This is a genomic window from Brevundimonas sp. (assembly GCF_041648615.1).
Lineage (GTDB): Bacteria > Pseudomonadota > Alphaproteobacteria > Caulobacterales > Caulobacteraceae > Brevundimonas.
On record NZ_JBAZOS010000046.1, the window covers coordinates 1 to 17,799 of the forward strand.

Consider the following 17,799-nt stretch of genomic DNA (forward strand, 5'->3'; position numbering starts at 1 on the left):
GGTTGGTCTGGTCCATGAACTGCGACAGCTGCGACGACCCGAAGAACTCGCGCACGGCCGCGGCGGCCGGCTTGGCGTTGATCAGGTCGTGCGGCATCACCGTGTCGATATCGACCGAGGACATGCGCTCCTTGATGGCGCGCTCCATCCGCAGCAGGCCGACGCGGTACTGGTTCTCCAGCAGCTCGCCGACCGAACGGACCCGGCGGTTGCCCAGGTTGTCGATGTCGTCGATCTCGCCCACGCCGTCCTTCAGGCCGACGAGGATCTGCAGCACGCGCAGGACGTCGTCCTTGCGCAGCACGCGGATTTCATCCGACACGTCCGGGGTTTCCAGACGCATGTTCATCTTGACCCGGCCGACGGCCGACAGGTCATAGCGCTCGCTGTCGAAGAACAGCGAGTTGAACATGGCTTCGGCGGCTTCCGGGGTCGGCGGCTCGCCCGGGCGCATCACGCGGTAGACGTCGAACAGCGCGTCCTCGCGGCCGGTGTTCTTGTCGATGCGCAGGGTGTTGCGCATGTAGGCGCCGACCGTGACGTGGTCGATGTCCAGCACGTCGATGGTGGTGAAGCCGAAGCCTTCCAGCAGTTCGATCGTCGGGGCGTCCAGCTCGTCGCCGGCCTCGGCGTAGATCTCGCCGGTCTCGTAGTTGACGGCGTCGGCGGCCAGGTACTTGGTCAGCAGGGCGTCGGCGGCCAGCGACAGCGACGTGGTCGTGTCGCCCAGCTTCTTGGCCTGGCGGGCGCTGATCTTGGCGCCGGCGGGCGCGATGACTTCACCGGTGTCGGCGTCGACCAGGTCGAACTCCGGCTTCACCCCGCGCCAGCGCTCGGCCTTGTACGGCGTGACCCAGCCTTCGCCGCGCTTCTCGTAGGGGACGGTCTCGTAGAAGGTCTTGAGGATCTCCTCGCCGTCCATGCCCAGGGCCATCAGGAAGGTCGAGGCCGGCAGCTTACGGCGACGGTCGATGCGAGTGTAGACCACATCCTTGGCGTCGAACTCGAAGTCCAGCCACGAACCGCGGTACGGGATCACGCGGGCGGCGAACAGCAGCTTGCCCGAGCTGTGCGTCTTGCCCTTGTCGTGGTCGAAGAAGACGCCCGGCGAACGGTGCATCTGCGAGACGATGACCCGCTCGGTGCCGTTGACGACGAAGGTGCCCTTGTCGGTCATGAGCGGGATGTCGCCCATGTAGACGTCCTGCTCCTTGATGTCCTTGACCGAGCGCGCGCCGGTCTCTTCATCCGCCTCGAACACGATCAGGCGCAGCTTGACCTTCAGCGGCGCGGCATAGGTCATGTCGCGCTGGATGCATTCCTCGACGTCGTACTTCGGGTCCTCGAACTCGTAGGAGACGTATTCCAGGATGGCGCGTTCGTTGAAGTCCTTGATCGGGAAGACCGACTTGAAGACCGCCTCGATGCCCTGGTCCTTGCGCGGACCGCTGCGCACTTCGCGCTGCAGGAACTGCTCGTAGGAGGCGCGCTGAACCTCGATCAGGTTCGGCATCTGCACCGCTTCGGGGATCCGGCCGAACGAGTGGCGGATGCGCTTCTTGCCGGTGAAGGTGGTGGCGTGTGCGAACTGGCCGTTGGCGACGGCGACTTCGGCTTTGGACTTGGCCATTCTGTCTTCCCAATGCGCGGCCCGGGCAGGCCGCGTTCAATGCAGCAGCCACGGGTCCGCCTCTCGGGCGACCCGCAGCCATCGGTTTCGGCGTCCACCCTCGGGCCTTTCGGCTCCAGGACGCCTGAAATGTAGAGCTCCCTTGGGGAGGAGCACGCCTTCGCTCGGTCGGAGGGCGACGGACCGGGCCTCGGCGCTTTCGCGCGCATACGGGGGGTGTCTGCGGGACCGGCACATATACTCGCTTCTTCGACGAAATAAAGGCCCCTGCTGATCTTTCCTGACCCGTGCGCGGCGACGGAGCACGGGACCGTCCCGGCGACGCTGTCGGGCGCCCCATTGCTTTGCTGCGGGCGGGAAAATAGCGTCCTCGCATGAAACACCTCCTGATCGCCGCCGCCGCCCTGTCCCTCGCCGCCTGCGCCGGCGCCCCGCCGCCTCCGGTCGCCGCGACGCCCGGAACCGGCACGGCCGAGGGCTGGGCCGCCGGCAATGCCCAATATCTGATCCTCAACGGCGCGCGCCGCGGCTGGACCACCACCGAATCGGGCCTGCAATACCGCCGCGTCGGCCGCGCCCGTCCGGAGGGCCGCCAGCCCTCGGGCTCGGACACGGTCAAGGTCCACTATCGCGGGACCTTCGTCGACGGCCGCGAGTTCGACAGCTCCTACAGCCGCAACGAACCGGCCGAATTCCCGCTCAACCGGGTCATCAAGGGATGGACCGAGGGCGTCGCCCTGATGCGCGAGGGCGAAACCTTCGAATTCGTCATCCCCGCCTCGCTCGGCTACGGCGAACGCTGGGTCGGCGGCGACGAACTGCCGCCCAACTCGACCCTGCTGTTCACGGTGGAACTGCTTGAGGTGAAGCCGGCGGGCTGAACCCCCAACATGACGGCGTTGTAATGCGCGGCGGTCCTGTCCCGCTTGACCCCCGCCCGCGCGCGGCGTGATCTGCACCTCCCCTCGTCCGAGAGTGTCCGATGAAGCCTGCCGCCCGCCTGCTCGCCTCCGCCTGTGCCGCCGTCCTTCTGTTCGGGGCCGCGCCCGGGCTGGCCCAGGTCGGAACGCCCGCCCTCGACCGCGTCCTCGCCCCCATCCCCGCGCCCCGGGACGTGGCCTACCCGGGGGTGATCACCCTCGACATGGACGCGACCGACATCGACCGGCGCATCGTTTCGGTGAAACAGACCATTCCCGTCGCCGGCCCCGGCCCGCTGATCCTGCTCTATCCGCAGTGGATCCCCGGCAACCACGGCCCCGTCGGCCCGGTCGACGACCTCGGCGACCTGCGCATCAGCGCCAACGGCCAGCCGCTGCGCTGGGTCCGCAACACCGTCAACACCAACGCCTACGAGGTCGAGGTCCCGGCCGGCGCGACCGCGGTCGACGTCTCGTTCAAATGGCTGACCCCGATCGACGGCTCCCAGGGCCGCATCGTCATCACCGACGAGATGCTGAACATCCAGTGGGAGAAGGCCCTCCTCTACCCCGCCGGCTATTATTCGCGGCAGATCACCTTCCAGCCGACCCTGCGCCTGCCCGCCGGCTGGCAGTACGGCACGGCGCTGGACACCCGCTCGTTCCAGAACGGCGTGGCGGCCTTCGCCCCGATCACCCTCGAGCATTTCGCCGACAGCCCGCTGTTCGCCGGGGCCCACTATCGCCAGATCGACCTCGATCCGGGCGGCCGTTCGCCGGTGCGCCTCAACATCGTCGCCGACGACGCGAAGATGCTGGCCGCCACGGACGAGCACATCGAGCTGCACCGCAATCTGGTCGATCAGGCCGACCGCCTCTACGGCGCCCGCCACTACAACCACTACGACTTCCTGCTGGCCGTCAGCGACGACCTCGGCGGCATCGGTCTCGAGCATCACCGCTCGTCCGAGAACAGCGTCGACACCGACTATTTCACCGACCCGACCTCGACCTTGGCGGACCGCGACCTGCTGGGTCACGAATACACCCACTCCTGGAACGGCAAATGGCGTCGGCCGGCCGACCAGCTGACCCCGACCCTCAACGAGCCGCTGCAGAACTCCCTGCTCTGGGTTTATGAGGGCCAGACCCAGTACTGGGGCCTGATCCTGACCGCCCGCGCCGGACTGATGACGAAGCAGCAGGCCCTGGACGTGTTCGCCAACACCGCCGCCACCTACGCCGCCGACAACCCCGGCCGCGCGTGGCGCGCCATGCAGGACACCACCAACGACCCGATCATCGCCCAGCGCCGGCCCCAGCCGTGGGGCAGCTTCCAGCGCGGCGAGGACTATTATCGCGAAGGCGCCATGATCTGGCTCGACGCCGACACCCTGATCCGCGAGCAGACCGACGGCCGCAAGTCGCTGGACGACTTCGCGAAAGCCTTCTTCGGCGTTCAGGACGGCAGCTGGGACCCCGCGCCCTATACCTTCGCTGACGTGACCTCGACCCTGAACGGCGTCCAGACCAACGACTGGGCGGCCTTCCTGCGCACCCGCCTCGACGCCGTCGGTGCGAACGCCCCGACCCCGAACGCCGGCATCGAGCGCGGCGGCTACCGCCTCGTCTGGCGCGAGACGCCCAACGACTATTCAAAGGCCCTGAACAAGGAGCTGGGCCGCGTCGACTTCCAGTATTCCCTGGGCCTCAGCCTGAATGCGACCAACCGCGTCACCGCCGTCCGCTGGGGCTCGCCCGCCTTCGAGGCCGGCCTGACCTCGGGCTGGGAGGTCGTCGCCGTCAACGGCCGCGCGGCCAGCGCCGACGCGATCTCGGAAGCCATCACGGCCTCGAAAGGCAATACGACCCCGATCGAGATGATGCTCAAAAAGGGCGACCGCTTCCGCACCATCGCCTTCGCCTACCACGACGGCCTGCGCTACCCGCACCTCGAGCGGATCGCGGGAACCCCCGACCGCCTCGGCGACATCCTGTCCCCGCGGCGCCGTTGATCGTGAGGGACAAGACGATGATCCGCACCGCCGCCCTCGCCCTGCTGCTGACCTCGGCCGCCCTGCCCGCCCTGGCCCAGGTCCCGGCCTCGCAGGCCCAGACGCCCCTGCCCGCCCCGACCAGCCTGCCGCGCGCCCTGCCCCCCATCCCGGCGCCGCAGGACCGTGACTATCCCGGCGTCATCGGCATCCAGGCCGACCTGACCGACCTCGACCACAAGGTCATCCGGGTGCGCCAGACGGTCCCCGTCTCGGCCGGCCACCTCGTGCTGCAGTATCCGAAATTCATCCCCGGCAACCACGCCGACACCGGCCCGATCCAGCTGATCTCGGGCCTGACGGTCACGGGCGATGGTCAGCGGATCGAATGGCTACGCGACACCGTCGACCCCCACGCCTTCCACCTCGACATCCCCGCCGGCGTCAGCGAGATCCAGGTCGCCTTCGAATGGCTGACCCAGCCCGACAACGCCACCTGGCGGGTGGTCATGACGCCCGAGATGGTCAATCTCCAGTGGGAGAAGGCCCTGCTCTATCCGGCGGGCTACAGCCACGACCGCATCACCTTCGCCCCCTCGGTCAAGCTGCCCGAGGGCTGGAACTACGGCGTCGCCCTGACCACCACCGGCCGCGAGGGCGACGTCGCGACCTTCGCCCCCCTCTCGCTCGAGCATCTGGCCGACAGCCCCATGTTCGCGGGGCTCCACTACCGCCGCATCGACCTCGACCCCGGCGGTCGGTCGCCCGTCAATCTGCACCTCGTCGGCGACACCGCCGCCTCCCTGGCCGCGCCGGACGCGCGCATCGAGGAATACCGCTCGCTGGTCGACCAGGCCGACCGGCTGTTCGGCGCCCGTCATTTCGACCACTACGAATTCCTGCTGGGCCTGACCTCGAAGATGGGCGGCATCGGCCTCGAGCATCACCGCTCGTCCGAGAACACCGCCAGCCCCACCTTCTTCACCGCCTCCACCACGCCCGACTACGGCGCCCGCACCCTGCTGCCGCACGAGTTCACCCATAGCTGGAACGGAAAATTCCGTCGTCCGTCAGACGAATACGTCCCGAACTTCAACGTGCCGACGCAGAACAGCCTGATGTGGGTCTATGAGGGCCAGACCGAATACTGGGGCGATGTCCTCGGCGCCCGCTCCGGCCTGGTCTCGAAGGACGAGGCCATCGCCAATCTCGCCGAGATCGCCGGCTTCTACGACCAGCAGCCCGGCCGCGAATGGCGCGCCCTGCAGGATGTCACCAACCACAACCTGCTCGGCTACCGCACCAGCAATCCATGGCCGTCGTGGATGCGCGGCACCGGCGACTATTACCGCGAGGCCCTGCTGATCTGGCTCGACGCCGACACCCTGATCCGCGAGGCGACCGGCGAGCGCAAATCCCTCGACGATTTCGCCAAGGGCTTCTTCGGCGTCGACGACGGCGTCTGGGAGGCCAAACCCTACACCTTCGACGACGTCGTCGCGGCCCTGAACGCGGTCCACCCGCACGACTGGGCGACCTTCCTGCGCGCGCGTCTCGACGCCGTCGGGCCGGACGCGAAGGCCCCGCTCGACGGCCTCGCCCGCGCCGGCTGGCGCCTGACGTACGTCGACGCCCTGACGCCGGTCGAGAAGCGCATCCAGTCCGGCTGGGCCACGGACTTCCAGTATTCGCTGGGCTTCAGCCTGAACGCGGCCAACCGCATCACCGGCGTGCGCTGGGGCGGCCCCGCCTTCGAACAGGGGCTCGGCGCGGGCTGGGACCTGGTCGCCGTCGGCGACCGCACCGCCTCGGCCGAGGCCCTGCGCGACGCCGTCACCGCGGCGAAAGGCGGGTCGGACCCCATCATCCTCGTGGTCAAACGCGGCGACGAGTTCCGCACCCTGTCCTTCGCCTACCACGACGGCCTGCGCTATCCGCGTCTCGAGCGCGTCGAGGGAACCCGCGACCGTCTGGCCGACATCTTCGCGCCGCGACGGCGCTGAGACCCGGAGGGGGGCCGCCCCCCCTCCGCCGCCTCTACTTCAGCAAGGCCAGCAGGGCCTCCGCCGCGCCCTCCGAAGAGGCCGGGTTCTGGCCGGTGACCAGCTTGCCGTCGGTCAGGACATGCACGCCCCAGTCCGCCCCCTTCGAGTACAGACCGCCATTGGCCGTCAGCATGTCCTCGACGAGGAAGGGCACGACTTCGGTCAGGCCGACGCCCTCTTCCTCGCCGTTGGTGAAGCCCGTGACCTTGCGGCCCTTCACCAGGAATTCGCCGTCGGGGCCCTTCACATGGCGCAGCGCCGCCGGGGCGTGGCAGACCGCGCCGACGGGCTTGTCGGCCCTGGCGAAGGCCTCGATCAGCGCGATCGAGACGGGGTCTTCCGCCAGGTCCCACAGCGGGCCGTGCCCGCCCGGATAGAAGACGGCGTCAAAATCGTCCGCCGACACCTCTGACAGCGGCCGGGTCGAGGCCAGCGCCGCCTTGGCGGCCGCGTCGTCCTTGAAGCGCCGCGTGGCGTCCGTCTGGGCGTCGGGCTCGTCGCTCTTGGGATCCAGCGGCGGCTGACCGCCCCTGGGCGAGGCCAGGGTGATGTCGGCCCCGGCGTCCTTCAGCACATAATAGGGGGCGGCGAACTCCTCCAGCCAGAAGCCGGTCTTCCTGCCGGTGTCGCCAAGGGCGTCGTGGGACGTCAGGACCATCAGGATTTTCATGGGCAGGCCTTTCGGGATCGGGGGGCGCGGATGCGGCGAACCCGCCCGGCCACCGCCGAAACGAAAACAGGCCCGAAGGTTTCCCTTCGGGCCTGCGATTTCCGGACGCCGAAGCGCCCGATGCCTTGGTCGATCCTACTTGATCTGGACCTTGGCGCCGGCTTCCGTCAGCTTCTTGGCGACTTCGTCGGCGTTCTGCTTGGAGACGTTCTCGACGACGTTCTGCGGAGCGCCTTCGACCAGGTCCTTGGCTTCCTTCAGACCCAGGTCCGAACGCACGCCACGGACTTCCTTGATGACGTTGATCTTCTTGTCGCCGCCGTCCAGCAGGACGACGGTGAACTCGGTCTGCTCTTCAGCAGCTTCGGCCGGAGCGGCGGCGCCGCCGGCGGGCATGGCCATGGCGACCGGAGCAGCGGCGCTGACGCCCCACTTTTCTTCCAGCAGCTTGGACAGTTCGGCGGCTTCCAGAACGGTCAGTTTCGACAGGTCTTCAACGATTTTGGCGAGATCGGCCATGTGAGTTTTCCTTCGGAGGAGTGGTTGTCAGAGAGAGTTTTGCAGAGATGAAAGAGGCGGTTCCGCTTACGCGGCGTCCTTCGAGGCGTACGCGCTGAACACGCGGGCCAGTTGGGAAGCCGGGGCTTGCACGACGCCGGCGATCTTGGTCGCGGGCGCATTGAGCAGGCCGAGCAGCGAAGCGCGGATCTGATCCAGCGACGGCAGTTTGGAGAGAACCTCCACGCCCTTCGCGTCCAGAACCTTCTCACCCATGAAGCCGCCCAGAACGACGAACTTGTCGTTGGCCTTGGCGTATTCAGCGGTGATCTTGGCGGCCGTCACCGCGTCGTCGGCATAGGCGATGCCCACGGGACCCTTGAACAGGCCGTGGTAGTCGCTGCCTTCGGCGGCATCCAGCGCCTTGAGCGCCAGGCGGTTCTTGACCACCTTGAACGTGCCGCCGGCAGTACGCAGGCGTCCACGCAGGTCTTCCATATCCGCAACGGTCAGACCCAGGTTGTGGGTCACGACCACGGCGCCCGCGTCGGCGAAGACGCCCTTGAGCGTCTCGATCGACTCGGCTTTTTGAGCGCGGTCCATTGCGGTCTCCAGTCTGGTATTCGCCGCCGGGCTTATTCCCGACGACGGATTGGCCAAAGCGCGCCGCATCGCTGCGAAGCGTTCAGGCCGGTCGTAATGTCCGAAGGAGGCTCGAACCTCGTACGGCCCGGATACCGGGTCGACGATGGCCGTCTGCATCCCCATCTCCCCACGGCGTCAGAGGGCTCTCTGACATTTACGGCCCGGGTGACCCCCAGACCCCGAAGTTCTCGGACAGGACCGCCGCGGCGAAAAAGCTGCGACGGAGAAGGCGCGCTCTATACACGCACCCGCGCAGAACTCAAGCGGGCACTATGCAGGCGGGCTGAAACGGGGTCACATCCCCGCTTCGAGGGGAAGCGACCATGACCGAGACCATCGAGGCGACCGGCCGGAACAGCCTGGGCGGCGCCGCGTCGCCCGTGCTGGGCCCGATCCGGCTGGGCATCGGCCTGTTGCAGGGGCTCGGCCTCTACGGGCTGCACCGCAGCGCCGACAACGACCTCATGACCTGGCCCGCGACCAACCCCCTGGTGTTCGGTCCCCTTCTGCTGGTCGTCGCCTTCCTGCCGCTGGTGCTGCTGGCCGGCGTCGGCCGCCTGCGCCCCGTCACCCTGGCGATCTGGACCGTCGTCGCCGGCGTCGCCCTGGCCCTGCTGGGCCTGCAGGACATCGCCCGCCAGAGCGCGGAGACCCTGCGCCATTCGCCCTTCCTGTCCGCGCCCGTGATCCTGTTCGCGGCCGCCGCCCTGTTCATCAGCCACCATCTGGTCGCCCCCGCCGATCTCGAGCGCCGCCGTATCGCAAGCTTCCCGGCCTATTTCGACACCACCTGGAAGGCCGGGGTCCAGCTGGCCATGTCGATCGGCTTCACCGGCGCCTTCTGGATCCTGCTCCATCTCGGCGCGGCCCTGTTCAAGGTCATCGGCCTCGACTTCCTCGAGGACCTTCTGCGCAAGGACTGGTTCTCGATCCCGGTCACCTTCGTCGTCTTCGCCGTCGCCGTGCACCTGACCGACGTGCGCGACGGCCTGATCCGGGGAGTCCGCACCGTGGCCCTGATGCTGCTGTCCTGGCTGCTGCTGGTCATGACAGTCCTCGCCGCCGGCTTCCTCGCGGCCCTGCCCTTCACCGGCCTGGACGGGCTGTGGGAGACCGGCAGCGCGACGTCCCTCGTGCTGGCCGCCGCCGCCGCCCTGATCATCCTCATCAACACGGCCTATCAGGACGGCCGCCCCGACAATCTGCCGCCGCTGGTCCTGCGCATCGCCGTCCGCGTCGCCGCCGTCCTGATCACCCCGCTTGTCGTGATCGCCCTCTGGGGCCTGTCGCTGCGCATCGGCCAGTACGGCCTGACCCCCGACCGCATCATCGCCGCCGCCTGCGTCCTCGTCGGCGCCGCCTACGCCCTCGGCTACGGCTGGGCCGCCCTCAGTCCCTTCTGGCGCAAGGACGACTGGATGCGGCCGCTGGAACGCACGAACGTCTGGACCGCCATCCTGACCGTCGCCGTCATCCTGGCCCTGTTCAGCCCGCTGCTCGACCCCGCCCGGCTCTCCGTGACCGATCAGGTCGCCCGGCTGCAGCGCGGCGCGGTGACGCCGGACAGGTTCGACTACCGCTTCCTCCGCTTCGAGAGCGGCAAGGCGGGACAGGCGGCGCTGGCCCGGCTCGCCCGGTCCGACAATCCGGAGATCGCCACCCGGGCGCGCGCCGCGACGACCGCCGAGCGGTACGAACGGCTTCGACCCAGGCCTGCTCCGACAGCCGCGGGCATCCGCATCCAGACCTGGCCGTCAGGCGTCATCCTTCCAGGATCCTTCACCGGGCAATATGGCCGTCTCGCCGAGGGACTCGGCCATTGCGACGGCGAACACCCCTGCATGGCCAGACTGACGGACCTCGACCGGGATGGCGCTCCGGAGGTCCTGATCGCCGGCCGGGCGACGCTTTCGGTCTACAAACAGGAGACCGACGGACGCTGGTTCGAATGGGCCATGTACACGCCGCCCGGCTGCAAGGCGGACTCCCTCGACATCGGCCAGGCCGTCGCCGCCAGCGATCTGGAGACGGCGCCGCCGATGTTCCCCGATCTGATGGTGGGCGGCGTCCGGCTGCGGCATCAGGAAGGCGAACCGGAATGCCCGGGTGAACCTGAGCCGGCTCCGGAGCGTCCCGCCGCCGCGTCCCGCTAATTTGCGGCGCCGCAAGAACCGCTCTTGACCCGGACCGTCTCCGTAACATTACATCCAGTTCATGAAATCGGGATCGGGGGACCCCGCGTGACGCATGACGGACCACAGGCCGAGTTGCTGCGTCGCGCCGCCGAGGCCCTGGCGCGCCGTGACCCTCAATCCGCGCTCGGCCTTCTCGACCAGGCCGACCGACTGGGCCCGACTCACAGCGGCGCGCTGAACAGGGCCGTCGCCCTGAGGCTGATCGGCGACTTCAACGGCGCCCTGATGGTGCTCGACGACGCCCTGGCGATGCAGCCCTATGATTTCTCGGCCCTGCTGGCCAAGGCGGCGATGCTGGAGCAGATCGGCCGGGCCCACGCCGCCGCCGACGTCTACCGCAACGCGCTGAAGATCGCTCCGCCCCGGGACCGCTGCCCGCCCCCTCTGGCCGCCCAGATGGACCACGCCGACGGCGTCGTACGCCGGCACGCCGAGGCCCTGCGCGACCATATGCAGAGCCAGGTCGCCGGCCTTCGCGACACCCTCGACCCCGCGACCCTGGACCGGTTCGACGAGGGGCTCGAGATCTACGCCGGCCTGAAGACCGCGCCGAAGCAGGAACCCCTGCTGCTCGACTATCCCCGCCTGCCGGCGATCCCCTTCTACGACCGCGCCCTGTTCCCGTGGCTCGAGACGCTGGAAGCCGCCACGCCGGTCATCCAAGCCGAGCTGGAGGCCCTGCTGGCCTCGTCCTTCGACGAATTCGCCCCCTACATCGCCTATCCGAAGGGGGCCCCGGTCAATCAGTGGGGCGAGCTGAACCATTCGCGCAAATGGAGCTCGCTGTGGCTGTGGCGCGACGGCGCGCGGCAGGACGCGGTCTGCGAACGCTGCCCCCGGACCGCCGCCCTGCTGGAGTCCCTGCCCCTGTGCCGCCAGGAGGGATTCGCCCCGACCGCCGTCTTCTCGGCGCTGCAGCCCCACACCCACATCCCGGCCCACACCGGCTCGTCCAACGTCCGGCTGCTGACCCACCTGCCGCTGATCCTGCCGGGCCCGGCCCGCTTCCGCGTCGGCAATACGGTGCGCGACTGGAAGATGGGTCAGGCCTGGGTGTTCGACGACACCATCGACCACGAGGCCTGGAACGACGCCGACGAGATGCGGGTCATCCTGATCTTCGACATCTGGAACCCCTGGCTGACCGAGGGCGAAAAGACCCTGATCACGGCCATGATGCAGGCGAAGCGCGGCTTCACGGCGGAGGCGTAGGGATCAGGGATGAGGGATGAGGGATGAGGGATTAGGGATTAGGGATTAGGGATGAGGGATTAGGGACCAGGGGGTCAGGGCACACAGGCCACCTGGCGAAACGCAGGCACGCTGTGCCCGAAGCCGATCCCTAATCCCTAGTCCCTAATCCCTAATCCCTAATCCCTAGCCCCTAGCCCCTAGCCCCTCATCCCTAATCCCTCTCCCCGTTAACCCACCGCTCACCACCCCCCACAACCCGATCTTCACCTTGTAGGGCGTAAAAACGTCCCGGAATGAGCCAGTCCCGCCTGACGAGGGCCGGCCGCAACGTGATGATGAAGGGCGCCGCTCGATGGCCAAGACCGTTCTCGTGGTCGATGACGACCCGACCCAGCGTCGCCTCGCCCAGGCCGTGCTGGAGCGGGAAGGCTATGCCGTCGTCCATGCCGAATCCGGGGGCGAGGCCATCGACCGCCTGACCAAGGGCGGCGGCGCCGACGTCGTCCTGCTGGACATGGTCATGCCGGGCATGAGCGGGATGGAGGCCCTGGCCGAGATCCGCACCGCCGGCGTCACCACCCCCGTCATCGTCCTGACCGCCTCGGGCGGCGTGGACGCCGTGGTCAAGGCCATGCAGGCGGGCGCCCAGGACTTCTTCGTCAAGCCGGTCTCGGCCGAACGCCTGCTGGTCGGCGTCTCCAACGCCCTGCAGATGACCCGCCTGACCGCCGAGGTCGGCCGCCTGAAGAAGCACGTCGCCGGCCGCACCTCCTTCGACGATCTGGTCGGCCAGTCCGCGCCGATGCGCATGGTCAAGTCGCTGGGCGCCCGCGCCGCCAAATCCTCGATCCCGGTGCTGATCACCGGCGAAAGCGGCGTCGGCAAGGAAGTCATCGCCCGCGCCCTGCACGGCGCCTCGGACCGGGCGGGAAAGGCCTTCGTCGCGGTCAACTGCGGCGCCCTGCCCTCCAACCTGATCGAATCCATCCTGTTCGGGCACGAGAAGGGGGCCTTCACCGGCGCCCACGACAAACACCCGGGCAAATTCATGGAGGCCAACGGCGGCACCCTGTTCCTCGACGAGATCGGCGAACTGCCGCTGGACATGCAGGTCAAGCTGCTGCGCGCGCTGCAGGAAGGCGAGATCGATCCCGTCGGCGCCAAACGCTCCGTCAAGGTCGACGTCCGCATCGTCTCGGCCACCAACCGAGACCCGGCCCAACAGGTGCGCGAAGGCGCCTTCCGCGAGGACCTGTTCTATCGCCTCAACGTCTTCCCCATCGAGGCCCCGTCGCTGCGCGAACGCCGCGAGGACATCCCCGCCCTGGTCGACCACTTCGTCGCCCGCTTCAACGTCGAGGAGGGCAAGCGGATCGCCGGCTGCTCCGGCGAGACCCTGGCCCTGCTCACCGCCTTCGACTGGCCCGGCAACGTCCGCCAGCTCGAAAACGCCGTCTATCGCGCCATCGTCCTGGCCGACGCCCCCTTCCTGCAGCCGCACGACTTCCCCGCCATCTCCGGCCGCGCTGCGCCCCTGACGCGCGAGGATGAAGCGGATCACGCCCAGGCCCCGGCCGGGGCGGGCGAGATCGACCTTCCGCCCCTCCCGGACACGCCGATCCGCATTCTCGACGACCGCGGCCACCTGCGCACCCTCGAGGAGATCGAGCGCGATCTGATCCAGCACGCCATCGAGGTCTACGCCGGCCATATGTCCGAGATCGCCCGCCGTCTCGGCATCGGCCGCTCGACCCTGTACCGCAAGGTGCGCGAGCAGGGTCTCGAAGGCAGCCTCAGGGAAACCGGATAGCGAGCCCGCGGCCCTCGCTTCAGGGGCGCCGCAATTCGGCAACATCCCGGCAAAGCCCGGAGTCTGACCAAAAGTTCATTGGCCAGCGGGCGCGCGAACCCCGAAGACGGGTGAACTGAGCGCACCCGCAACCTTTGGTTTCCTGGCTGAAACGCGACGGAAACATTGCCGGGCGACGTTGCAGCTTCGTCGTTCTTCCCCGAAGGCCTTTCGCATGCTTCTCGTCACCACCGCCCTGTCCGGACTCATGGCCGGGGTGATCCAGGCCGCACCGCCGCAGCAGGCCCCGCAAACGCCCCCGGCCACGCCGCCTGCCGCGACCCGGCCGGCCGCCGCGGACGACAGCGCCTATGACCTCGGCACCGTGGTCACCACCACCTCGCGCCCGCGCGGCAGCGTCAATTCCGACATCCCGCCCGACGTCACCCTGACCGCCGAACAGATCCAGGCCTATGGCGCGTCCAACATCGCCGAACTGCTGACCTATCTGGAGCCGCTGACCCGCAGTTCGCGCGGGCGCGCCGACGGCCAGCCGGTGTTGCTGGTCAACGGCCGCCGCATCTCCGGCTTCCAGGAGATCATGGGCATTCCGAGCGAAGCCATCGAGCGCATGGAAATCCTGCCCGAGGAAGTCGCCCTGGAATACGGCTACCGCGCCGACCAGCGCGTGGTGAACTTCGTGCTTAAGGCCGATTTCCGCTCCATCACCGGCGAACTGACGGGCCGCGCCCCGACCCAGGGCGGCCGCTCCACCGCCGAGGTCAAGGGCAACATCCTGCGCATCGCCGGCGCCACCCGCTGGTCGATGGACGCTGAATACGAGCGCTCGACCCCGCTGTACGAATCCGAGCGCGACATCGTCCGCGATCCCGGCTCGACGCCCTACGACCTGACCGGCAACATTTCGGGCGTTCCGTACGGCGCCGAGATCGACCCCGCCCTCTCGGCCCAGGTCGGCTCGACCGTCGTGGTCAATCCGGTTCCCGTCAGCGGCGCGCCGTCCATCGCCAGTTTCGCCGGCGTGGCGGGCGACCCCCGCACCGGCGATCTGGGCGCCTGGCGCACCCTGCTGTCGGCCAGCGAGCGCAGCACCGTGCGCGGCTCCATGAAGCGCGACATCAACGGCACGACCCAGGGCACCGTCAGCGGCAGCCTGCAGAACGTCTCCAGCCGCAGCTTCAACGGCCTGCCGGGCGTGGTCCTGACCCTGCCGGACGGCAACCCCTTCTCGCCCTTCGCCGACGACGTCCTCGTCTATCGCTACCTCGACGACGCCGACGCCCTCGGCCGCGAGACCGACACCCTGACGGGCCGGATCGCCGGCGTGCTGGACGGCTACATCGGCGAGGACTGGCGCTGGACCCTGACGGGCTCCTACGACCGGGTCGAGACCGACACCCTCACCGGCCGCGGCTTCGGGACCACCCCGTTCCAGACGCGGCTGACCGCCAACGACCCGACCGCCAATCCCTTCGCCGCCCTGGCCCCCGCCGACTTCACCCGCCTGCCCGACGACACCGCCGACTCCGTGTCCCAGGTCCTCGCCGCCGAGCTGGTGCTGAACGGCGACGTCCTCGACCTGCCGGCCGGCGGCGTCTCCTCGACCTTCACCTTCGGCGCCGACACCCGCTCGCTGGATTCCACCAGCGTCCGCTCGGGCGTGACCACCGAGCGCTCCCAGTCGCGCGACCGCTTCAACGGCCAGGCCAGCTTCGGCATCCCCATCGCCAGCCGCCGCACCGGCGTCTTCCCCGCGCTGGGCGACCTGTCGGCCAATTTCAACGTCGGCTACGAGGAGCTGTCGGACTTCGGCGGCCTGTCCACCCTCGGTTTCGGCGTCAACTGGTCGCCGATCGAGCCCCTGTCCCTGCTGGTCAGCTACACCGACGAGCACGGCGCCCCCTCGATCTCCCAGCTGAACGACCCGACCATCTCGACCCCGAACACGCCGGTGTTCGACTTCGCCACCGGCCAGACCGTGCTGGTCAGCCGCATCGACGGCGGCAATCCGAACCTGAACTCGGACAACCGCACCGTCTGGAAGCTGGGAGCCACGCTCAAGCCCTGGTCGGGAACCGATTTCCGCCTCAGCTCGACCTGGACGTACAGCCTGACGGAAGACGCCATCGCCGCCTTCCCGACCCTGACGCCCGACCTCGAGGCCGCCCTGCCCGGCCGCTTCGTCCGGGACGCCGGCGGCAATCTGGTCTCCTTCGACGCGCGCCCGCTGAATTTCGACCGCTTCGAGCGTCAGGACATCCGCACCGGCTTCAACTATTCGCGCGCCTTCGGCCAGGCCAATCCGAACGCGACGCCCCTGCCCGGCATGCCCGGCGGCGCGCGTCCCCCGGCCGGCGGAACGACGACGATGGTGATCCGTCAGGGCGGCGACGGTCCCGGCGGCGACGGCCCTCGCCCGGGAGGCGGCGGGACCCAGGTCCGCATGGGCGGCGGCCCCGGCGGCGGCGGCGGCATGCAGCCCGGCCAGGGTCGTTTCAACCTCTCGATCTATCACACGGTCCGTCTGCAGGATGAGATCGTCATCGCCGACGGCCTGCCGATTCTCGATCTGCTGGACGGCTCGGCCACCGGCAGCCGCGGCGGCACGTCCCGCAACGAGATCCAGGCCCAGGCCGGCGTCTTCAGGAACGGCAAGGGCGCCTTCCTCAACGCCAACTGGCGCGAAGGCACCCGCGTCGACGGCGGAACCGGCCCCGACCTGGCCTTCTCTGACCTGGCCACGCTCAATCTGAACGTCTTCATCGACCTCGGCGGCCAGGCCGGCTGGGTGGCCAAATATCCGTGGCTCAAGGGCTCGCGCCTCAACCTCGGCGTCCAGAACATCTTCGACAGCCGCCTCGAGGTCACCTCCAGCGCCGGCGACGCCCCGCTGAACTACCAGCCCGACTACCTCGACCCGCAGGGTCGGACCATCAGCCTGACCTTCCGCAAGATCCTGTTCTAGGGATCAGGCGACAGGCAACAGGCATCAGCGACGGGCCGGAGTCGGAAGCCTCCTGTTGCCTGTTGCCTGATGCCTAATCCCTCTCCTTCCGCCCCCAACGCCGCTTCGGCGTCTCGCCCTTCGCCTTGGCCGCGATCTCCTTCAGCTTGCGCCCCTGCAGGGCCGACAGCGCCTGCCCCGGCGCGCCCAGCTCCGGGTCGCCGAAGGCGCGGCCATGGGTCTTCACCCGTTCGCTGACCGAGTCGATGAACTCGCCTTCCCATTCAGACAGCGAAACGCCCGCCTTCTCTGCCGAGCGGCGGGCGCGTCTGAGAGCATTGAGGGCCGCCCTCTGGGCCGCCTTGCGCTGGGCTTCAAAGGGGCTGGAGGGCGGTTTTCTCTGCACGGGGGGACTGGGATCAGGGATTAGGGATTAGGGATGAGTCGATGATCGAGCACGACCGCATCTCATCCCTAATCCCTGATCCCTGATCCCTCAAAATCAGATCTCCCCGAGCGCCGCCAGATACAGGTCCAGGATCGCGTCCTCTTCCTGTCGCTTGGCCTTGTCCTGTTTGCGGATGCGGATGACCTTGCGCAGGATCTTGACGTCGTAGCCCTCGCCCTTGGCCTCGAGGAAGACCTCCTTCATGTCGGCCATGACGGCGGCCTTGTCCTCTTCCAGCCGCTCGATGCGCTCGATGATGGTGCGCAGCCGGCCCTGGGCGGCCGAGGTCAGGACGTCGGGCGAGGAATCGAAGGAAGCGTCGTCGGCCAAGGGAGAACTCCGGGAACAGGCCCTCGGCGCGGCGCGCGGCCGTCCGGGGCGGAAATGGGTGTGGGAAGGACGCTAACCACGTCGCCCCGCGCGACTCAACGATCGCTGGGGGCAGACGCGAAAAAGGCTGCGGACAAGTCCGCAGCCCTGAAACTTTTCAGCGCTCAAGCAGCGGGCGACCGCGTCGCCCGCGTCAGCGCGCTGACTCAGCCCTGCTTCGCCTTGAAGCGCGGGTCGGTCTTGTTGATCACATAGACGACGCCCTTGCGGCGAACGACCTTGCAGTCGCGGTGGCGACCCTTGAGCGACTTGAGCGAGCTGCGGACCTTCATGGTCGTCGTCCTGAGGCAAAACAAAACAGAAAAGCCGCGAGGCGGACCTGCGGCGGAGCGGTGCGTATAGAGAGGCTTCCCCGGTTCGTCAACCAGATGGAGACGCCAGATCGGGACAACGCGCCGCCCGGTCCCGCCGCCCTA

The 17,799-nt window shown here is 68.5% G+C and carries 13 protein-coding genes and 1 pseudogene; 7 read left to right on the plus strand and 7 right to left on the minus strand.

Annotated features, from left to right (window positions below; translation table 11 throughout):
• A pseudogene (locus WC555_RS13845) lies at positions 1-1,630 on the minus strand (DNA-directed RNA polymerase subunit beta); the annotation flags it as partial.
• Between the two features lie 374 nt (positions 1,631-2,004).
• Between WC555_RS13845 and WC555_RS13850 the strand changes: the two are divergent.
• The 3 genes from WC555_RS13850 to WC555_RS13860 all read left to right on the plus strand — a co-directional run bounded on the left by WC555_RS13850 (position 2,005) and on the right by WC555_RS13860 (position 6,547).
• The gene (locus WC555_RS13850) at positions 2,005-2,511 is read left to right on the plus strand and encodes an FKBP-type peptidyl-prolyl cis-trans isomerase (protein ID WP_373254456.1); all 507 of its coding nucleotides are present in this window, start codon (positions 2,005-2,007) and stop codon (positions 2,509-2,511) included.
• Between the two features lie 101 nt (positions 2,512-2,612).
• The gene (locus WC555_RS13855; protein WP_373254458.1) at positions 2,613-4,565 is read left to right on the plus strand and encodes a M61 family metallopeptidase; all 1,953 of its coding nucleotides are present in this window, start codon (positions 2,613-2,615) and stop codon (positions 4,563-4,565) included.
• Between the two features lie 17 nt (positions 4,566-4,582).
• On the plus strand, positions 4,583-6,547 hold the full coding sequence (locus WC555_RS13860) for a M61 family metallopeptidase (RefSeq protein WP_373254461.1): 1,965 nt from the start codon (positions 4,583-4,585) through the stop codon (positions 6,545-6,547).
• Between the two features lie 34 nt (positions 6,548-6,581).
• Here WC555_RS13860 and WC555_RS13865 read toward each other — a convergent pair whose 3' ends face one another.
• The 3 genes from WC555_RS13865 to rplJ form a co-directional block, all read right to left on the minus strand.
• Positions 6,582-7,259 carry a type 1 glutamine amidotransferase domain-containing protein gene (locus tag WC555_RS13865; RefSeq protein ID WP_373254463.1) on the minus strand — a complete coding sequence of 226 codons (678 nt, stop codon included), beginning with the start codon at positions 7,257-7,259 and terminating at the stop codon, positions 6,582-6,584.
• Positions 7,260-7,394: 135 nt separating this feature from the next.
• Positions 7,395-7,778, minus strand: coding sequence for a 50S ribosomal protein L7/L12 (gene rplL, locus WC555_RS13870; protein ID WP_373254465.1), 384 nt, complete (start codon positions 7,776-7,778; stop codon positions 7,395-7,397).
• Between the two features lie 66 nt (positions 7,779-7,844).
• Complete coding sequence (rplJ, locus tag WC555_RS13875; RefSeq protein WP_373254474.1) at positions 7,845-8,360, minus strand: 50S ribosomal protein L10; 516 nt, start codon at positions 8,358-8,360, stop codon at positions 7,845-7,847.
• 365 nt (positions 8,361-8,725) lie between these two features.
• Between rplJ and WC555_RS13880 the strand changes: the two genes are divergently transcribed.
• From WC555_RS13880 to WC555_RS13895, 4 genes are all read left to right on the plus strand, one after another.
• Positions 8,726-10,555 carry a DUF4153 domain-containing protein gene (locus WC555_RS13880; protein ID WP_373254467.1) on the plus strand — a complete coding sequence of 610 codons (1,830 nt, stop codon included), beginning with the start codon at positions 8,726-8,728 and terminating at the stop codon, positions 10,553-10,555.
• 87 nt (positions 10,556-10,642) lie between these two features.
• On the plus strand, positions 10,643-11,809 hold the full coding sequence (locus tag WC555_RS13885) for an aspartyl/asparaginyl beta-hydroxylase domain-containing protein (protein WP_373254468.1): 1,167 nt from the start codon (positions 10,643-10,645) through the stop codon (positions 11,807-11,809).
• A 334-nt stretch (positions 11,810-12,143) separates the two neighbouring features.
• Positions 12,144-13,601, plus strand: a complete 1,458-nt coding sequence (locus tag WC555_RS13890) for a sigma-54-dependent transcriptional regulator (RefSeq protein ID WP_373254469.1) — start codon at positions 12,144-12,146, stop codon at positions 13,599-13,601.
• Positions 13,602-13,815: 214 nt separating this feature from the next.
• Complete coding sequence (locus WC555_RS13895; protein ID WP_373254471.1) at positions 13,816-16,566, plus strand: TonB-dependent receptor; 2,751 nt, start codon at positions 13,816-13,818, stop codon at positions 16,564-16,566.
• Positions 16,567-16,639: 73 nt separating this feature from the next.
• On the opposite strand, the gene WC555_RS13900 is transcribed toward WC555_RS13895, so the two are convergent.
• The 3 genes from WC555_RS13900 to ykgO all read right to left on the minus strand — a co-directional run bounded on the left by WC555_RS13900 (position 16,640) and on the right by ykgO (position 17,655).
• Positions 16,640-16,951 (minus strand): hypothetical protein, encoded by a 312-nt coding sequence (locus WC555_RS13900; RefSeq protein WP_373254472.1) that lies wholly within the window; start codon positions 16,949-16,951, stop codon positions 16,640-16,642.
• Between the two features lie 96 nt (positions 16,952-17,047).
• Complete coding sequence (locus WC555_RS13905; RefSeq protein ID WP_292130250.1) at positions 17,048-17,323, minus strand: DUF2312 domain-containing protein; 276 nt, start codon at positions 17,321-17,323, stop codon at positions 17,048-17,050.
• Between the two features lie 206 nt (positions 17,324-17,529).
• The gene (gene ykgO / locus WC555_RS13910; RefSeq protein ID WP_168044709.1) at positions 17,530-17,655 is read right to left on the minus strand and encodes a type B 50S ribosomal protein L36; all 126 of its coding nucleotides are present in this window, start codon (positions 17,653-17,655) and stop codon (positions 17,530-17,532) included.
• Positions 17,656-17,799 lie beyond the last annotated feature (144 nt).

Excerpts from the sequence above, each read along its gene's own strand:
- WC555_RS13850 (WP_373254456.1), top strand. The coding sequence starts at position 2,005 with ATGAAACACCTCCTGATCGCCGCCGCCGCCCTGTCCCTCGCCGCCTGC.
- WC555_RS13855 (WP_373254458.1), top strand. The coding sequence starts at position 2,613 with ATGAAGCCTGCCGCCCGCCTGCTCGCCTCCGCCTGTGCCGCCGTCCTT.
- WC555_RS13880 (WP_373254467.1), top strand. The coding sequence starts at position 8,726 with ATGACCGAGACCATCGAGGCGACCGGCCGGAACAGCCTGGGCGGCGCC.
- ykgO (WP_168044709.1), bottom strand. The coding sequence starts at position 17,655 with ATGAAGGTCCGCAGCTCGCTCAAGTCGCTCAAGGGTCGCCACCGCGAC.
- rplL (WP_373254465.1), bottom strand. The coding sequence starts at position 7,778 with ATGGCCGATCTCGCCAAAATCGTTGAAGACCTGTCGAAACTGACCGTT.
- WC555_RS13895 (WP_373254471.1), top strand. The coding sequence starts at position 13,816 with ATGCTTCTCGTCACCACCGCCCTGTCCGGACTCATGGCCGGGGTGATC.
- WC555_RS13890 (WP_373254469.1), top strand. The coding sequence starts at position 12,144 with ATGGCCAAGACCGTTCTCGTGGTCGATGACGACCCGACCCAGCGTCGC.
- rplJ (WP_373254474.1), bottom strand. The coding sequence starts at position 8,360 with ATGGACCGCGCTCAAAAAGCCGAGTCGATCGAGACGCTCAAGGGCGTC.
- WC555_RS13865 (WP_373254463.1), bottom strand. The coding sequence starts at position 7,259 with ATGAAAATCCTGATGGTCCTGACGTCCCACGACGCCCTTGGCGACACC.
- WC555_RS13860 (WP_373254461.1), top strand. The coding sequence starts at position 4,583 with ATGATCCGCACCGCCGCCCTCGCCCTGCTGCTGACCTCGGCCGCCCTG.